17 protein-coding genes are annotated in these 16951 nt (G+C 38.3%); 4 read left to right on the top strand and 13 right to left on the bottom strand.

What is annotated here, in order from left to right; genetic code table 11:
• Positions 1-378: 378 nt before the first annotated feature.
• From BUE08_RS05435 to BUE08_RS05420, 4 genes are all read left to right on the top strand, one after another.
• The gene (locus BUE08_RS05435; protein ID WP_059033290.1) at positions 379-756 is read left to right on the top strand and encodes a Na-translocating system protein MpsC family protein; all 378 of its coding nucleotides are present in this window, start codon (positions 379-381) and stop codon (positions 754-756) included.
• 239 nt (positions 757-995) lie between these two features.
• A complete protein-coding gene (locus BUE08_RS05430; RefSeq protein ID WP_273039581.1) occupies positions 996-2006 on the top strand; it encodes a Nif3-like dinuclear metal center hexameric protein in 1011 nt (336 codons plus the stop codon).
• A gap of 12 nt (positions 2007-2018) precedes the next feature.
• Positions 2019-3239 carry an amidohydrolase family protein gene (locus BUE08_RS05425; protein WP_286680529.1) on the top strand — a complete coding sequence of 407 codons (1221 nt, stop codon included), beginning with the start codon at positions 2019-2021 and terminating at the stop codon, positions 3237-3239.
• Positions 3240-3364: 125 nt separating this feature from the next.
• Positions 3365-4453, top strand: coding sequence for a hypothetical protein (locus BUE08_RS05420; RefSeq protein WP_059033286.1), 1089 nt, complete (start codon positions 3365-3367; stop codon positions 4451-4453).
• A 79-nt stretch (positions 4454-4532) separates the two neighbouring features.
• On the opposite strand, the gene BUE08_RS05415 is transcribed toward BUE08_RS05420, so the two are convergent.
• The 13 genes from BUE08_RS05415 to BUE08_RS05355 form a co-directional block, all read right to left on the bottom strand.
• Entirely contained in the window at positions 4533-5114 is a 582-nt protein-coding gene (locus BUE08_RS05415) for a flavodoxin family protein (protein WP_273039583.1), read from the bottom strand.
• A gap of 28 nt (positions 5115-5142) precedes the next feature.
• Positions 5143-5892, bottom strand: coding sequence for a GntR family transcriptional regulator (locus BUE08_RS05410; protein ID WP_059033283.1), 750 nt, complete (start codon positions 5890-5892; stop codon positions 5143-5145).
• A complete protein-coding gene (locus BUE08_RS05405) occupies positions 5861-6547 on the bottom strand; it encodes a cobalamin B12-binding domain-containing protein (protein WP_059033281.1) in 687 nt (228 codons plus the stop codon). Before BUE08_RS05405 ends, BUE08_RS05410 begins: the two co-directional genes overlap by 32 nt.
• Before the next feature lie 150 nt (positions 6548-6697).
• On the bottom strand, positions 6698-7072 hold the full coding sequence (gcvH, locus tag BUE08_RS05400) for a glycine cleavage system protein GcvH (protein ID WP_059033279.1): 375 nt from the start codon (positions 7070-7072) through the stop codon (positions 6698-6700).
• 71 nt (positions 7073-7143) lie between these two features.
• Positions 7144-8019, bottom strand: a complete 876-nt coding sequence (locus BUE08_RS05395) for a methylenetetrahydrofolate reductase (RefSeq protein WP_059033277.1) — start codon at positions 8017-8019, stop codon at positions 7144-7146.
• Positions 8016-8678: a methylenetetrahydrofolate reductase C-terminal domain-containing protein gene (locus BUE08_RS05390; RefSeq protein ID WP_213950881.1), complete on the bottom strand. Its 663-nt coding sequence runs from the start codon at positions 8676-8678 to the stop codon at positions 8016-8018. Before BUE08_RS05390 ends, BUE08_RS05395 begins: the two co-directional genes overlap by 4 nt.
• Before the next feature lie 18 nt (positions 8679-8696).
• Positions 8697-9554 carry a bifunctional 5,10-methylenetetrahydrofolate dehydrogenase/5,10-methenyltetrahydrofolate cyclohydrolase gene (locus BUE08_RS05385; RefSeq protein ID WP_281795791.1) on the bottom strand — a complete coding sequence of 286 codons (858 nt, stop codon included), beginning with the start codon at positions 9552-9554 and terminating at the stop codon, positions 8697-8699.
• Between the two features lie 47 nt (positions 9555-9601).
• Positions 9602-10234, bottom strand: coding sequence for a cyclodeaminase/cyclohydrolase family protein (locus BUE08_RS05380; RefSeq protein ID WP_059033271.1), 633 nt, complete (start codon positions 10232-10234; stop codon positions 9602-9604).
• A 12-nt stretch (positions 10235-10246) separates the two neighbouring features.
• Positions 10247-11932: a formate--tetrahydrofolate ligase gene (locus BUE08_RS05375; protein ID WP_281795793.1), complete on the bottom strand. Its 1686-nt coding sequence runs from the start codon at positions 11930-11932 to the stop codon at positions 10247-10249.
• Positions 11933-11976: 44 nt separating this feature from the next.
• On the bottom strand, positions 11977-12780 hold the full coding sequence (locus tag BUE08_RS05370) for a methyltetrahydrofolate cobalamin methyltransferase (RefSeq protein WP_059033267.1): 804 nt from the start codon (positions 12778-12780) through the stop codon (positions 11977-11979).
• 149 nt (positions 12781-12929) lie between these two features.
• On the bottom strand, positions 12930-14696 hold the full coding sequence (locus tag BUE08_RS05365; RefSeq protein ID WP_213996012.1) for an ASKHA domain-containing protein: 1767 nt from the start codon (positions 14694-14696) through the stop codon (positions 12930-12932).
• Positions 14697-14737: 41 nt separating this feature from the next.
• A complete protein-coding gene (locus BUE08_RS05360) occupies positions 14738-16039 on the bottom strand; it encodes an MFS transporter (RefSeq protein ID WP_281795795.1) in 1302 nt (433 codons plus the stop codon).
• Between the two features lie 67 nt (positions 16040-16106).
• The coding region (locus tag BUE08_RS05355; protein ID WP_286680528.1) for a uroporphyrinogen decarboxylase family protein at positions 16107-16951 on the bottom strand (845 nt) is incomplete at its 5' end.

Below are 16951 nucleotides of genomic sequence, written 5' to 3'. Positions count from 1 at the left end.
TGCTCACTCCAAAATCAGTCAACCTGTTAAAAATTAATGCGTATATAATTTTAACTTCGACATTATTACTAAAAATCCTTCACGAAAAACTAATTCTTTAAATCCTTTTACCGCTATTTTCAAAGCCTATATAAAGCAGAAAATTGTTACAAATCCTATAAACTTTTATAGGAGAGCACAAAAATAACACTTAACAATTTTATATTTAATACTTAATTCCAATTCTAGCACAAAATCTCAATTTCTGTAATAAAAATCATTATAAAAATCGACTTTTTAATAGTTGCAAAATAAATATTTTGTCATATTGCAGGAAAATAATTAATTTCGTAGAATATAAGTGTGTGTATAGGAGAAAATCGCAAGGAGGACTATATTTTGAAGAATATCGGCGATTTTAAACAGGAACTTATAAAAATTAATAACAAGGTAAATGAAGAAATGTATGGCCGAGGTCTAGATTGGCAAAAAATAGATATTATAGGCGATAAAATAATCGTTTTGTCACTAAATCAACGGATCTCTGTATTAAGACATATTGATGAAAAAGACGCACTTACTGCAAGGTTGATGGACTTAGCTTTGCTAAATGAATTTAAAATTAGAATGAAGGCTTATTTTGAAGAAAAATTTCAACTAAATATACGTTCGATACTAAAAGACTACGACCCTGTAAATCAATTAGCGGGAATGATTATTGTTACAGAGGAACCTGTGGAAAAATTTTTTGAAGAAAAATTTTTAAAAACCCCTTGACAAACTCAAAATTATTTGATAGCTTTGAAAACAGATAGTGCTTGTGAAAAATTTTATAATTGACTGGATAAGGAAGATCTTTTTTTAAAAAGATAGTTCGAGGCCGTCAAATAAATGCCTTTGTAGATAAAGGGAACTGTTATGCTACTTTCCTTTTTGGAATGGTAGGGTGATTTTCCCGTTGAAGAGGTATTTATTTGGCGGCCTCTATTTTTGTCCAAAACAAGGAGGGACTTTTTATGAAGGTCAGAGAATTGATAGGCGTGCTTGACGATATTACAGGAGGGAGGGTAATTACAGATTTAGACGACGTATCTACTGGAAAAAATCCTTTTGTGGTAATAAAAAGCTCGAATATTCCGGGAAAGGCAGTAATGGAAACTCCTGGCCTAGTATACGGAAATCCGGATGCCGAAATTAAAAAGGTTGCAGTAGCTATGACGCTTACCGAAGGAGGTATAGAACTTGCGGGAGCGACAGGAGTAAATGTCATAATTGCGCATCATCCAATTGCCGATGCAGCAAACTCCGGCGGTGTAACACTTAAGTCATATTTAGATCTTTACAATATTTCGGTATTTGAGCTTCATGAAGCATTTCATGGGCTTCATCCCGGTATCTCATACATTCATGGTCACAAGCCTTTTCATTCCGATATCAGATATGGTGGCATCCCTGGAAATATAATGTATGTGGGAAAAACTCTTGACGAAGTAAAGACATTAGGAGACATACTTGATCGTTTAAATAAAATGATGGATATGGACAAGGAAAATCAAGTAATGGGTTCGGAAAGAATTCATTTCAACTGTGCTGACATGAAGGATTCTGCAACATCGGTATTAGGCGAGATATTGCTGGGCACAAAAGACAGTCCGGTAAATACTGTACTTCATATCTTTCCTCATACGGGTTTTACAGCGGAGCACCTTGAAAAAGCCAAGAGCGAATATCCTGAAATAGACACTGTGCTTGCGACTATAAGCCGGGTAAAGGCTGACAGCGCTTTAGTAGCAAAAGCTAAGGAACTGGGGTTAAATTTCATTTGCGGAAATTCCCACGCTTTGGAGATTTTTGAAAACGGATTACCTCTAGCATATGCTTTAAGGCATTATTTGCCCGAGGATATAGAAATAGTAATCTTTAGAGAAAGAATATGCTCTACACCACTTAAAGATTTTGGATCCCAAACAATCAAAGATTATGCAAAATTTATTACAGAAAATTACCTTATTCACGATAAAAAGTAATTTTTAATTGAGGTGAGGCTGTTGTGGGATTTAATTATTAAAAATGGTAACATATTGACCCTAGATGCCCCCTTAAAAAAGAATAGTAATTGTATTTTAATAAAAAATGGTATTATTTCGGATATCGTAGATTGCGAAACAGCAAAAAATCTTCAGGCACAAAAGATAATAGACGCTACAGGGCTTACTGTAATGCCGGGCCTCATCGACTGCCATACGCATTTGTGTGAATATGCTACCGAAGGTGTGCACCATACTACAGGAAAATCTCAAAAAATGGCAGCTATATCTAATTATCTTGATTGTCTGAAAAGTGGAATAACTACTGTTGGTGATCATCACCTTGGCCACCCACTATTGTCAACGCCTCTGAGTGAACTAAAACATACAGCAAGGAATATAGCTTTAGCTGTGAAATTTACTGCTGGAATGTGCTGTTTAGGCACTGAACCATTGTCTTATACTTCATCATTAAAGCCCGGCAGCAACTTGACATTTGATGATTTTAACGATGAGCACTTTGCTAAACTGGCAGTTGAAAGTGAATTTCCCGGTGAGAATATTTTTGTAACTGCAACTGTGGCGAATTTACCACCTGCCTTGGTGCCAAACGGTGGAAAACTAATTTTTAATAGCAAAGATATTTGCAAAATTGTTGATATATTCCACGCTGCAGGAAAAAGAATAGGAGCTCACATAGAAGGTGCCGAAAATATTCAGATATTCATAGATGCGGGCGGCGACGTTATTCACCACGGTCATGGTGCCGAGAATGCTCAGTTTATACAAATGGCTAATAAAAAAATTGCATTGGTTGCTACTCCCCACGGAGGGACAAGCAGATCTCCTAATACACCGGAAGATATTTACAATGCCTTAAATGCAAATGTTGTAACAGCTATAGCCACTGATTCGTATTTGCCTGTGCATCCCCAAGCGATGGGCCTGGGTAATTTAAAAATAGTAGGTCCAAAGGACTTTCTTGCAATATGTAAACCAACGTTTGAATATCTAAATAATAAGGGAATTTCAAAAACCGACTGTCTCAAATTAATAACTGTAAATGCTGCTAAAATAATGGGCCTGGATCTAGAAATAGGTTCTATTAAAAAGCTTAAAAGGGCTGATATTATCTTGTGTAAAGGTGTGCCTGTATTTGATTTTACCAATATTGAATCAATTGCAGCAGTTATTAAAGAAGGTGTGATAGAAATCAATAATAGCGGGTTGTGATTTTTATCATTAATGTGATGGAGGTGATTATTTTCCGGAACTTTTCATGTGTTGTAGAGTTTATTTGGATATCTATGGTTTGTTAAACTCATCATCTATTAAAAAATTATGAGGAGGTTTTTTAAGTGGCTTCAAAGGAAGATAAGACAGTAAACACCAACGAAGTTCGCCCAATTTCGAACATTGAATATGTTGGCTTAACACTCCTAGCGTTAACTCTTATTGCACTTTTTGTTAAACCTGAAATTATCGGCGGCAGCTTTAATGCGATGTTAACAAAAGCTGTTGAACCGGTGGTTAAGACTTACCTTACCGGCACCCTTGGCACCGCCATAATTTTAAGTGTTATGACAGGACGTATATTGGAACGTCTAGGCTTCACAGATGCTTTAATACGTGTTTTTACACCACTTGCAAAGCTTATGAAAATAACACCGTTGATAATAGTTCCTGCAATATACAATATTCTCGGAGATATAAATGCAGCAGGCAGAATTACCGGTCCATCCCTTAAAAAGGCAGGAGCTACAAAAGATGAGCAAAAAATAGCTATTGCAACTATGTTCCAGTCGCAACAGTCTTTTTCGACATTTATGTTAGGTTTGGTAGCTTTTGCAAAAGCAGGTATATGGGCTTTCCCTGTAGTTATCATAGGAATATTTCTTCCTGTAATCGTTGTTCCTTTTGTACTAAGTAAAACTATCTACAGAAATGTCAAATACAAAGATATAAGTGAAATGCCTCGTTTTACCCCAACCACCCCAATTGTACCAACTATATTTAACGGCGCAAGGGAAGGCGCTGAACTGATGTTCTTATTATTGATCCCTGCAGTGGTCGTAGTTTTCGCTATCATAGGATTATTAGAATACATTGGCGTTTGGGCACCAATCGAGTCAGCGATGTCTGCTTTTCTAAATCTTTTATCGATAGATCCTGCAACCGGAATGCAGTCTATCTTAGTTGCACCTACACTTGCAATGAATACCCTGGTAGAAACTATTCAAACTATACCAACGCGTTTTGCTATAGGTTCCTTTATATTAGCAGCATCAGGCCTACCTCTGCAGGTGCCCCTTGCTCAGATTCCTGCAGTTTGGAGTGAATCTTCTGACCTTTCTACGGGCGAAGCCCTTCAGGCATCCCTTGTAGGTCTTGTAATTCGTGTATTCAGTGCGTTTGCACTTGCTTGGATTATAACACCGATGGTATAAAGCTATAAAAGCAAAAAATAATTAGTATGTAAGTCAAGAAACTATTCAAGGGACTGATTCTTTTCAAAAAAAATATGAATCAGCCCCTTGAATTTTCAATTAAACCCTTTCCTATATCTGCGATTTTTATAATTAGTTCAGGTCTTTTATCTACAGGAAGCTCATCGGTATTTGGGATAAAAATCTTATCCGTCAGCTTTGCATTTATACATTTGTAAAACATATCTAAAACCTTAATGACACACTCAAAATCTTTATCAGCCATATTAGAACCTGATACGCATATCGCACATCCTGTTCTTTTTTTGCGGCTTATTGGGCTTTTTCCGGCTACATATTTGCCAGACCAAATTGACTGGCAGCGTTCGATTAGTATTTTTAGGCGCGATGATAAAGTGTTAAAATATATAGGTGTCGAGGTTAAAACAATGTCAGCTTCTTCAAAATACCCATATACATTTTGCATTTCGTCATTTATTATGCATTTTCCATCTTTAAAACACGAATTGCAGGCTTTGCAGGGTTTTATGTCCATGTTGGTTAGATATAATCTTTTTATATTTAATTCCTTGCTTTTCATGGCGTCTAACAGATAATCTAATGCCACATCACTGTTATACCCTCTGCGATGGCCTCCGTATATTGCAACTATGTTTTTCATAGTACTCTCCCGTCTGTAAATACCTATTTTACTGCCGCATCATATTGCGGTTTTCCTGAACTGCCTTGTCTTTAAAAAATGACGCCTCTGCATAAAGCTTGCAGTAGTCTCCTCTAAAATATGTTATGCCAAGGCCCATCGGCTTATTATCCATATCGTACAGCTTTTGTTCTATAACCATCAAAGGCAGCTCAGCATTGTAAATATTTAGATATTTACTCAGTTCCTCGTCCGGCATTTGCACAGAAATAACCAGCTCTTTTCTTATTGCAAAAAGTGACGTATTCTTCGATACCATTTCAGGGAATGTAGCATATCGTATCTCTTTTTCAACAATTGGCATTCCCTTGTAGTAGGGCAAATACTTAACATCGTACGCCACCGGCTCTTCATCTGTATAAAACAGCCTTCGAATCATTATCACCTTTTTATTCTTTGTTATCTGGAGACTGTCGATTAATTTATAAGGCGGCATGATGATATTGACTTCAAGCAATTTTGTTTTATCAACACTATTAATAAGGTTATTCATTTCATCATAATAAAGGGTGTAAATACTGCTGTCGGGTTCCTGGACAAAATTACCCTTTCCCGGAATGGAATATATATATCCTTCATTGGCCAATATTGCAAGGCCCTTTCTCACTGTCATTCGACTGGTATTATAGTTTTTGCATAAAGTGTTTTCGGAATATATAGGATCGCCAGGTTTTAATTCGCCGCTATTAATTTTTTCTTTTATGTCTTCAACGATTTGAAGATAGATTGGTAGCCCCATCATCAATACTCCTCATATTATACTTTGTCTCTATCCATTTTCTGCAATATTCTACGCCAAGCGATGCATCATTAGTGTAATAGTCGGCACCTATATACTCACAAGCCTCTTTAGTGAGATGACTACCGCCTAAAATAATTAGTCTGTTTTCTCTCAAGCCGGCTTTTTCAAGAGCGGCCACAGTCTCCTTCATTGATTCTATTGTGAAGTTTAGCACGCCGCTTAATCCTATTATATCCGGATCATATTTCTGCACACCTTGAACAAAAGCTTCTTTTGATACATCTACTCCCAGATCTATAACATCAAATTGGCTCGCTTCCATCATGCCTTTAAATATATCTTTTCCTATATCGTGCAAATCTCCTTTAACTGTTCCCACCAGTATTCTTCCAACTTTGCGATTATCGCTGTTTTGAAATTGTGCCATCATTTTATCTAATTTTAGCACTTCTTTAAATATGAGGCCAGCCATTATTAAGTCAGCAATAAAATACTGCTTACTTTCATAAAGTTTTCCGACTCTGTCCATGCCTTCTTTAATTAGGTTTAATAGATGAAACGGCTCCATGCCATTTATAAGGGCTTCATTGGCAAGTTTAATCACTTTTTCCTCATCAAGGTCTTCTACTGCCTTTATTATTTGCTCTTCCATCATTGGCCCTCCAAAATACTTTTATTTGGCAAAATACGACATATCTATACATATAAATATAATAGCACTAAATGCATAATTTTGCAAATAGTAAAAACCGGGAAAAATTTCCCGGTCCTTTAAGGCATTTGTTTTTTAAACCTTATAACTTCACTTTAAGCTTTCTTCATATTCTTCGGCACTTATAAGATCGTTTAACTCATCAGGATTTTTAATTTCGAACTTAGCAATCCAAGCATCATAAGGCGCTTCATTTATGCGTTCGGGAGAATCGTCTAATTCCTCGTTTACTTCAACAACAACACCGGAAAATGGCATTCTTAGTTCCGAATTTACCTTAGCCGATTCTACCTCGCTAAAAAGGTCACCTTTGGCAAATTCTTGTCCGACTTTCGGCAAATCTACATATAATATTTCTCCTAATTGGTCCTGAGCATAGTCGGTGATACCTATGCAGGCTGTATTGCCTTCAACCTTTACCCACAAATGCTCCTTGTTATATTTTAAATCCTTAGGAAAATTCATCTTGTCATCCCTCTCCTTCTTTGTTTATTTAATAGTAAAATAGTAATTTCAACTATACTCCATGAATCAGGTTAAAGTCTTGCTTCATCTAAAATTAGAGGTACATTTTCTTCAGCGCCAATTGCCATTATATGAACGCCATCGCATAAGTTTTTGTCTCTAAGTTCATAAATTAATTCACCGGCAATCTTGATTCCCTCTTTTGCAGGTTCGCTGCTTTTTTTCATGCGCTCTATGAGTTCATCGGGAACATTTATTCCAGGAATGTTTTTGTTCATATATTTTGCCATACCCGCAGACTTTAGTGGTATTATTCCTGCAAGGATTTTTGTATTAAATGGTTTTGTAAGCTCCTTAAATTTCTTCATTGTTTCAATGCTGTAAATTGCCTGTGTCTGAAAGAATTTGGCTCCGGCTTGAATCTTTTTTTGCATTTTTATAAGTTGGAGCTCGATTGGGTCATATTCCGGCGTCACGCTAGCTCCTAAAAAGAAAGAAGGATATGTTTCTAGCTTATTCCCACCCATATCTACTCCTTGTGATAATAATGTAGCTGCTTGTAAAATTCCTACACTGTCCAAATCGTATACAGGTTTTGCGTCAGGATTATCTCCCACTGTAGGATGATCTCCTGTAAGCGCTAAAAGATTTTCTACACCAAAAAATCCCGCAGACAGCATTTCTCCTTGTATAGCTAAGCGATTCCGATCTCTGCCGGTAATCTGAAAAACAGGCTCTAAACCCATATCAATCAAAGCTTTGCACATCGCAAGGGATGTTGCTCTAAGTATTGCTGATTGAAAATCTGTAACATTTATTCCATGTACCCGCTCGCCAAACAGCTCTGCGCACTGCAGAGCATGGGAAAAATCGATGCCTTTAGGTGGCGCAAGTTCTGCTGTAACCGCAAATTCGTTATTTTCTAAGGCTTTTTGCAGTAAACTCATTGTGCTGCACCTCCATCTCTAAGGCTTATAGTCCTGGGATGTGCAACTTTTGAGTATTCCTTTGGTTTTTGTATCTCATATATTTTTTCTAACTGGCCTAATTTTTTCAATTTCTCATAAATTAATATCCATGCACAGTCATTTTCCGGGTTCACTTCGCATTTTCCATCTTTTGCACCACCGCAAGGACCGTTCAGCAATGATTTGGCACACTTTGTAACCGGGCAAATATCGCCGGTTAGGCCGAGTATACAGTCGCCGCAGGTCTTGCAAGCTTCGCTATATACTCCGACTCTTTCAACTTCTCCGACAAACATAGTGTTGTTGCCCGGATAAACTGGTATATCTACGAGTTTTCCTATTGTCTGTGTTCCATCTCCGCAAGCAAAAGATAGTATGGCATCAGCATCAGATACTGTATCTTTAATCTTTTTTAGGTCTCTTCTTACCAGAAGGTAGTTGCAGCTGGTTTCGGGAACTATAAAAGCCGTTACTTGTTTTCCGATTTCTTCAAGTTTAGCTTTCATGGCCACAAGCTCTTCTTCGCCGCCAACCTTGCACACAGTGGCACATTCACCGCATCCGATTAAAATTATCTTATTGCTGTCTTTTAAAAGTTCTTTAATTTCTTCAAAGGGTTTATGCTGAGAAATAATCAAGATGGCACCTCCCGTTCCTTAACATGAGCCTGTTTGTAATTTGCATGCTTTTATCACCTGTTTTGCTAAAACAGAGGTTGTAACTGATCCTACCCCGCCCGGAACCGGTGTAATCAGTGAAGCCTTGCGGGCACAATCTTCTGTATCAGCATCCCCGCATAGTTTTCCGTCTTCGTCAACATTTATTCCTACATCAATTACAACTGCGCCGTCCTTTACATATTCAGAATTTACCATTTTCGCCCGCCCGATTCCGACTACAAGCACATCTGCTTCAGAGGCAACTTGGGGCAAGTTTTGTGTTCTCGAGTGGCAAATAGTAACAGTGGCGTGTTCCTTTAGCAGCATCATAGATACAGGCTTGCCTACAATCATAGAGCGCCCTATAACCACCGCTCGTTTGCCTTTCAATTCAACATTATAATACTTTAGCATCTCCATAACGGCAGCAGGTGTGCAGGGAGGAAAACCGCTTTCGTCTCCTTCAAACACCTTTGCTACATTAAGAGGGCTAAAGCAATCTACGTCTTTGTTAGCGTCAATAACATATTTTATAACATTTTCATCAAGCTGCTTCGGCAGCGGCCTAAATATCAAAATGCCGTGAACAGAGGAATCTGAATTGACTTTTTTAAGAAAGTCCACGAACTCCTCTTGTGTAATATTTTCAGGAAGTGCATTTACTTGTACGTCAATATCAAGCTCGGACATTACCTTTAGTGCTCCGCGCTCATAAGATATATCTCCCGGATCGGCACCTACTCTGATAATAGACAATTTTGGAATGGCGCCTTTTGCTCTAAGCTCTTTTACTTCGGCTTTTATATCTTCTTTTATTTTATCCGCAACAGGTTTGCCTTTAATTAATGTTCCCAATAATACCCCTCCTCCGTATGTATTTTGTATTTCGCAAAGGCGGCGTTTTATTTATTTAAGATATTTTCCACCTTATTATACACTATATCGGCAAGGTCTACTGCCTCAGAAACCAGATTATCGACTTCTTTTTTTACTTTGCTTACATAATCTTCGTCTTTGATAGAATTAATGTTAATTACAACATTTAATCTGCCGCTGATTATTGCTGCCCTCAGGCACTGAACGCCAACGCCCACATCACTTATGGCAAGCTTCGAGCATTTGTCGACAAGTTCTGCATGGAGCTTTATTCCCTTATGGCAAGCTCTGACTATTTTTATTGGAACCTGGCAAGCTTGTTTAAGAGCTTTTTCCATCGTCTCTTCTTTTAGTTTTTTCTGCTCTTCTGTCTCTGTAGGCATTCCATAAGCTTTCGAAAGAGGAAGAAAGTTTTCTGCATCCTCATCAATCATTTGCATTAATTCTTTCTGAAGCTCTTCGCATTTTTTTAATATGCCTTTGATATCTTCTTCATACTGAGCATACTTTTTTTTGCCTATGGTTAAATTAGATACCATGCTTCCTAAGGCAACACCGATTGCACCTACCAGGGCGGCGGCTCCGCCGCCACCCGGTACTGGATTTTTTGATGCAAGTTCATTTACAAAATCGTTACAAGTCTTATCCCCAAAATTCATGAATAATACCTCCTAGAATAATCCCGAAATTACTCCTTTTTCGTCAACATCAATTTTTTCCGCGGCCGGAACTTTTGGAAGGCCGGGCATCTTCATTATATCACCTGTAACAGCAACAAGGAAGCCCGCTCCTGCCGAAAGAGTGACATCTCTTACGGTAATATTGAATCCTGTAGGTCTTCCAAGCTTTTTCGGGTCATCGCTAAGGGAATATTGGGTTTTCGCCATACAAACCGGTAAATTGCCATATCCGAGTTTCTCGAAATTATCAATTTCTTTAGCAGCTTTATCTGTAAAGACCACATCATCTGCTCCGTAAATTTTTTGAGAGATTGCCCGTATCTTTTCCTTAATGGGTATATCTAACTCGTATGCAAAGCTAAGCTTTTGATCTTTGCCTTCGTTCTGCTCTATCAATCTTAACAATTCCTCTGCTAGGGCTATTCCGCCTTCTCCGCCTTTGGCCCAAACTTCCGAAATCGCCACATTTACTCCTAATTCATTGCATTTTTCTTCAATGAATTTCAATTCAGCATCAGTGTCCTGCGGAAATCTGTTGACCGCTACCACTGCAGGGAGTTTAAATACTTGAGTAATATTTTCCACATGCTTTAAAAGATTGGGTATGCCTTTTGCAAGCGCATCCAAATCTTCTTTGTCAAGCTCTGACTTGGGAAGTCCGCCATTATATTTTAACGCTCTTACAGTTGCAACAATAATTACCGCATCAGGTTTTAAACCGGCAAGCCGGCACTTTATATCAATGAATTTTTCCGCTCCCAGATCTGCACCGAAGCCTGCTTCTGTAACTACATAATCCGAAAACTGCATCGCCATCTTCGTAGCTATAACAGAATTGCAGCCGTGTGCTATGTTAGCAAAGGGTCCACCGTGGACAAATGCCGGGGTTCCTTCCAAGGTTTGAACTAAATTAGGCTTTAATGCATCCTTTAAAAGGGCTGCCATTGCGCCCTGAGCCTTTATGTCTGCAGCAGTAATAGGATTACCCTTTTTGTCATAAGCTACTAAAATTTTTGCAAGTCTATTTTTCAGGTCTACAATGTCATTTGCTAAGCAGAAAATTGCCATAACTTCCGAAGCTACCGTAATATCAAATCCATCTTCTCTGGGCATGCCGTTGGCTTTTCCTCCGAGACCGTCAACTAAACTCCTGAGCTGTCTATCGTTCATATCAAGAGCTCTGCGCCACACAACTCGCCTCGGATCTATATCTAACGCGTTTCCTTGGAAAATATGGTTATCAACCATTGCTGCAAGTAGATTATTAGCAGCCGTAATGGCATGTATATCTCCCGTAAAATGAAGATTTATATCTTCCATGGGAACAACCTGTGAATATCCTCCTCCTGCTGCACCGCCTTTAACCCCAAATACAGGCCCTAATGAAGGTTCTCTCAATGCTACCATGGATTTTTTGCCTAAGCGAGCAAGAGCATCTGCGGCACCGATAGTAGTGGTTGTTTTGCCTTCGCCGGCAGGTGTTGGTGTAATTGCTGTAGTTAAAATTAATTTCGCCTTTTTGCCGGAACCATTTTTTAACAAATTGTAGTCGACTTTTGCTTTGTACTTTCCGTATAATTCAATATCATCTTCGCTAAAACCAACTTTTGCGGCAATTTCCCTAATGTCCTTAAGTTTTGTTGATTGAGCAATCTCAATATCAGATTTAAAAGTCATTGATGCAGCCTCCCTGTTTTTATCATTAAAATTTAGATACATTATTATTTTTTATAACCAATCTTGCCTTTTCTATATGCATCATTAAATTTCCTGCAGTATCTGTCCTTGCCAAGCAGTGCTTCGGTTGCAAGAAGCGTCGCCATCATATCTTGATCGCAGGGATCCATTATAGCAGAATCCATACCTGCGTATATTGCAAGTGTCAAGAATGTCCTGTTGACAATCTTTCGAAGGGGCATGCCAAAGGATATGTTGCTTAAGCCTGAAGTAACTTTAATCGTAGGATACATTTCTTTTATTTTTTTAGTAGTTTCCATAAACTTTAACATAGATTGATTGTCTGTAGCCAGCGCTATTACCAGTGGGTCAATATGTATTCTGTCTGGCGCAATATTATATTTATCAGCTTTTTCTACTATTTCTTTTGTTATATCGATCCTCGTTTGGACATCTGATGGTATACCTCTGTTGTCGCATGTTAGGGCAAACACTTGCCAATCAGTTCCTTGGATAAGGGGAAAAATAATTTCACACTTTTCTCCCTCCAGCGAAACGGAGTTAATTATGCCCGGTTTTTTTGCATATTTAAATACTGTTTCAATGGTTCTTGGGTTGGGACTATCAATACATACAGGCTTATCAACTGAGTCTTGAACGATATCCATAAGCCACTTTAGTGTTTCGACTTCTACCTCCGGAGTGGTTCCTGCGCATACATCTATATAGTCTGCTCCAGCTTCTGCCTGTTTAACCGCTCGGTCTCGTATGAATGCTTCGTCTCTTTCGTCGATTGCTTTTTTTACGCTAGGAATAGTTCCATTAATTTTTTCTCCAATAATAATCATTATAAAGCACCTCCGCTATAAATTTGAATATTTCATTTGTATATACATGTATAGTTTACATATTTCATAAAAATATATTAACATTTTTAAAATTATTTGTCAATGATGACTAATCAATATTTTATATTATGTGTTATTTTGTTAACAAATCAAAAATTTATCTTATTAAAAAATGCGTCTCTGAAATCTTCCCTGGCACTTAGCTCTACATATTTTATTTTGCTAGCGATATCCCTTGCGCGGTTGCGCTCTTTTTCTGAAAGTAAGAATAATTTTGCACCGGCTCCTGCTGAATTTCCGATTCCTTTTATCTTATTTTCAAGCTCTCGAGGAATTAAGCCAACTCTGCATGCACTTTTATAGTCTAAATAATTGCCGAATGCTCCCGCCAAAAATACCTCGTCTATATCATCAGCCTTTGCACCATACGTTTTTAAAAGCACTTCAATGCCAGCTGCAATTGCACCTTTTGCCAGTTGAAACTCCCTGATATCTTTCTGGGTTATATAAACAGGTCGGCCGGTAGCTGTTTTATCCTCAATAAGAAAGGACAAAACGCCTTCTATTGTAGTAATTCTATCTAAATACTTTTTGCCAATAGGGTTATTTACTTCTTCAGGTCTTAAAATACGGCCGTTTTGATCGATTATCCCTGCCTTTAATAGTTCTGCTATAATATCTACAAGGCCTGAACCCGCGATACCGTAAGGCAGTCCATCGTCTATTACTGTATAGCTCAGTTCATTATCAATATGCACATGATCTATTGCCCCGGAAGCTCCTCTCATGCCGCATGTGATCTCTACGCCCTCGAAGGCCGGTCCTGCAGCCGTAGAGCAAGAAAGCGAATTATCTTTTGTGCCGAGAACTATTTCGCCGTTTGTTCCAATGTCTATAAACAGCTTTAGCTTCTCTGCTTTATCGATTTCTATAGTTAAAGCTCCGGCTACTATATCTCCACCTACAAAACCTGCTATATTAGGTAATATAAAAACCTTGCCTGTAGGATTTATTTTGATACCCAGGTCTTGGGCATCTGCAACTATATGTTCTGTCACTACCGGAACATATGGCGTTGAGGCAAGCGATCCCGGCTTTATATTTAAAAATAAGTGATGCATTGCAGTGTTGCCGCATACAGAAATGGCGTAAACATCTGAAGTTTTAAACCCTGCCTCTTTAACCGCCTCCGCTATTAATTCATTTATTGCTTGAACAATTTCGCCATGTAACCTTTCCAGTCCCGCATCTGTTTCTGCAAAGTTTATGCGCGAAATTACATCCGCACCATACTTTGTTTGTGGATTTAAGGTAGAAACTTTAGTTAGCTCTTTCCCACTCTTTAAATCCATGAGATAACCGGCAACCGTAGTAGTTCCAATGTCAAAAGCCATTCCTAGCAACATATCTTGCGTGTTCTTATCTTCGATTGCGATAATTTCATCATCGGAAATAACTATTGTTACATCGAAATTATTTTCTCTAATTTTTTTAGGAAGCTCTTGTGCAATCTTTAAGCTCGGCCTTATTCCTCGCCTTTCCACTAATCTGCTCCAGTCATCCCTATTGTCAGAAAGTGTCGGTTGTGGCAGTTTTCTGTGCACTTTTTTTACCAAAGGATCTAAAAGTACTTCTCTTTCTAAACCTTCAGATAAAATTCTATGTTGTTGCTCTTTCTTTGTAATTTCGACTAGCAAGTCCTCTTTAATTTTAAATTGGCAGGCAAAAACTCTTTCTTCTTCTCCGCTGTCTCGTTTAATTTTAACCTGACACTGTTTGCAAAGCCCTAATCCTCCACAAGGAAACTCAAAACTTATATTATTATCGGTAAAAACTTTTTTGAGAGTATCATTTTCTTCCGCCAAAGTTTCTATGTTATTCGGCAGAATTTTTACTTTATATTTTTTATCGGACATTTCTATCGCCTCCTGCAGTTAAATTAACAGTTTTTGCTGATTTAATCAAGTCTTTTTATTTTATCGAATCTCATGCCTAAAATTGCGCAATACGTGCCGCACAATCGAACTATTATAGCGATTATCAATGCCCAATAATATCCGCCTGTCACATCTTTTATATAAGCCCCAACATATGGCCCTACCGATACCCCAACACCTACAGAAAATGCGTTCAGTACACTCATGACTTTGCCCAGGTGCTTTCGTCCAAAAACATGGGGGACAATAGCGTAATGAATAACAGGTTCCCCGCCACCACAAAAATAAAATACAGCCCCTATCAGGAAAATAAGAATCTTTGAATGGTAATTTAGATAAAATGCCCCCATTAAAATGGCGGGAAGTAGATAAACTACCCAAAGAGTTTTCCATGGCCCACCTAATTTATCTGAGATTATCCCCCAGATAAAAGTTCCTGCAAGAGTGGATATCGCTGAAACGGAAAGAAAAGTCGGCACCACTGAAGATAATATATCTTCTTTACTCATAGTGCTTGATAAACCTTCCATTATTATTAAAGAAACATTTTGTGTAAAAAACATATAGGAAAAAGAGGCGCAGGTAAAACAAATATATAATATCCAGAATCTTTTATCGAAAATTGCTTCTTTTAAGGTATAATCTTTTGAAAAGTTGTTAGTTATATTAGTATTGATATCAGATGTATTTTTTGAAAATATCGGATTCCAGTTGGAAGAGGGCGTTTTCCAGAAAGGAAGGCCTATCCCAATTAAAAATATAGCAGAAATTACAGAAAAGAACAAAAAAATATTGCCGTTAAAACCATGATTTTTTATGTAAGAAGCAACTAAGGGAGAATATACAATTGTCCCAGCACTTGTCCCTGCCACCGTAAATCCCATAGCTGTTCCCACTTTATCCGGAAACCATTTGCCGATTGTCGCCGGTGATGTGCCTCCAAAAAAACCGCACCCAAGGCCAACAAAAAAACTCCCCAAATACCAAAGGCGCATGGCTACAGACCACTGAGTAAGCAAAAGCATTTTCATTATAAAAATATGGCCTGTAATTAGGGATATTGCAGCAATGATAAAATTAATTTTCGGGCCGTATTTATCTAAAATTACTCCGGCAATAGGAGGCCCGACAATCATACTGCCTATCCCGCTAAAAGTCGCTGCAAGGACTATAGATGCAGTAGTATCTAATCCAAAATGTATTTGTATATGAGGATAAAACATAGTCCAAAGGCCAGTTACTGTGATTGCTGTTCCCATTACAAAACCCGATATTGGATAAAACCATCTTCTTTCTTCTCCTATTCCTTTTTCCAGGCCCATGATAGCCGTACCTCCGATGCAATTTTTAGAGGGCACCGAAGCAGTATCGGTGCCCAACTTTTTCTAATTAACCGTATTTTTCCACTGCTTCAATCAAAGCATGTATGTTTTCGGGTGGCGTATTTGCCGGAGCTACATTTACGCCGGCAGCAAGTATAAATCCTCCCCCTGGTTTCATTTTCTTTAACAGGTCTTTAATAAAATCGTCAATCTCTTGTGGAGTTCCGCTCACAAGTAAGCTCATAGGGATTCCACCCATTATACAAGTATGTCCTTGTAATACTTCTTTTGCTTTTACCACGTCAGTTTTTTCAAAATAAGCTACACCCCACCCTTTTGGCAGCTCTAAAATGGTCTCTAGATGAGGCTCATGATGTCCTTCAAAAAATACCTGAGATTTAACGCCCTCTTCGTAAAATCTCATTATTACTTTCTTCAATGAAGGCCAATAAAATTCATTATATAATTTCGGAGAAAGGTACTCGTTTAAGTGGAGGGGGAACATTGCAATTTTTGCACCGCCCTGGACTGTAGCCAGCGAATACTGAATAACCGGTTCTGTTAAGGCATCGATTGCCTTCTTAACTTTATCGGGATATCTTCTTACATCAAGCACTGCATTACTTATACCTCTTAAAAAGTCACCTATAATGTCCATGGGGGCATATCCCCATCCCATAGGCATTGAAGGATAGCCTAGCTCAGCTAATATTTTCCCCAGCTCAGCGTAAGCCGGACCAGCCTTTGATATCTCCATACCAACTCTTACCCAGGTAGCCATGGCCTTTCTTTTTGTCTCCAGATTAGTACATGCCCTAGGCAGTATGGTTTCTGCAATAAATCCTACAGGATCTTCTATCAGCTGATCGTATTCTTCCGGCTGCATGAAGGTTCCGCCGATAAACTGAGGAC

This window comes from Tepidanaerobacter sp. EBM-49 (genome assembly GCF_001896645.1).
Taxonomy (GTDB): domain Bacteria; phylum Bacillota; class Thermosediminibacteria; order Thermosediminibacterales; family Tepidanaerobacteraceae; genus Tepidanaerobacter; species Tepidanaerobacter syntrophicus.
Note: the sequence above shows the minus strand (reverse complement) of the source record. Positions and strands in the feature narration are given on the sequence as shown.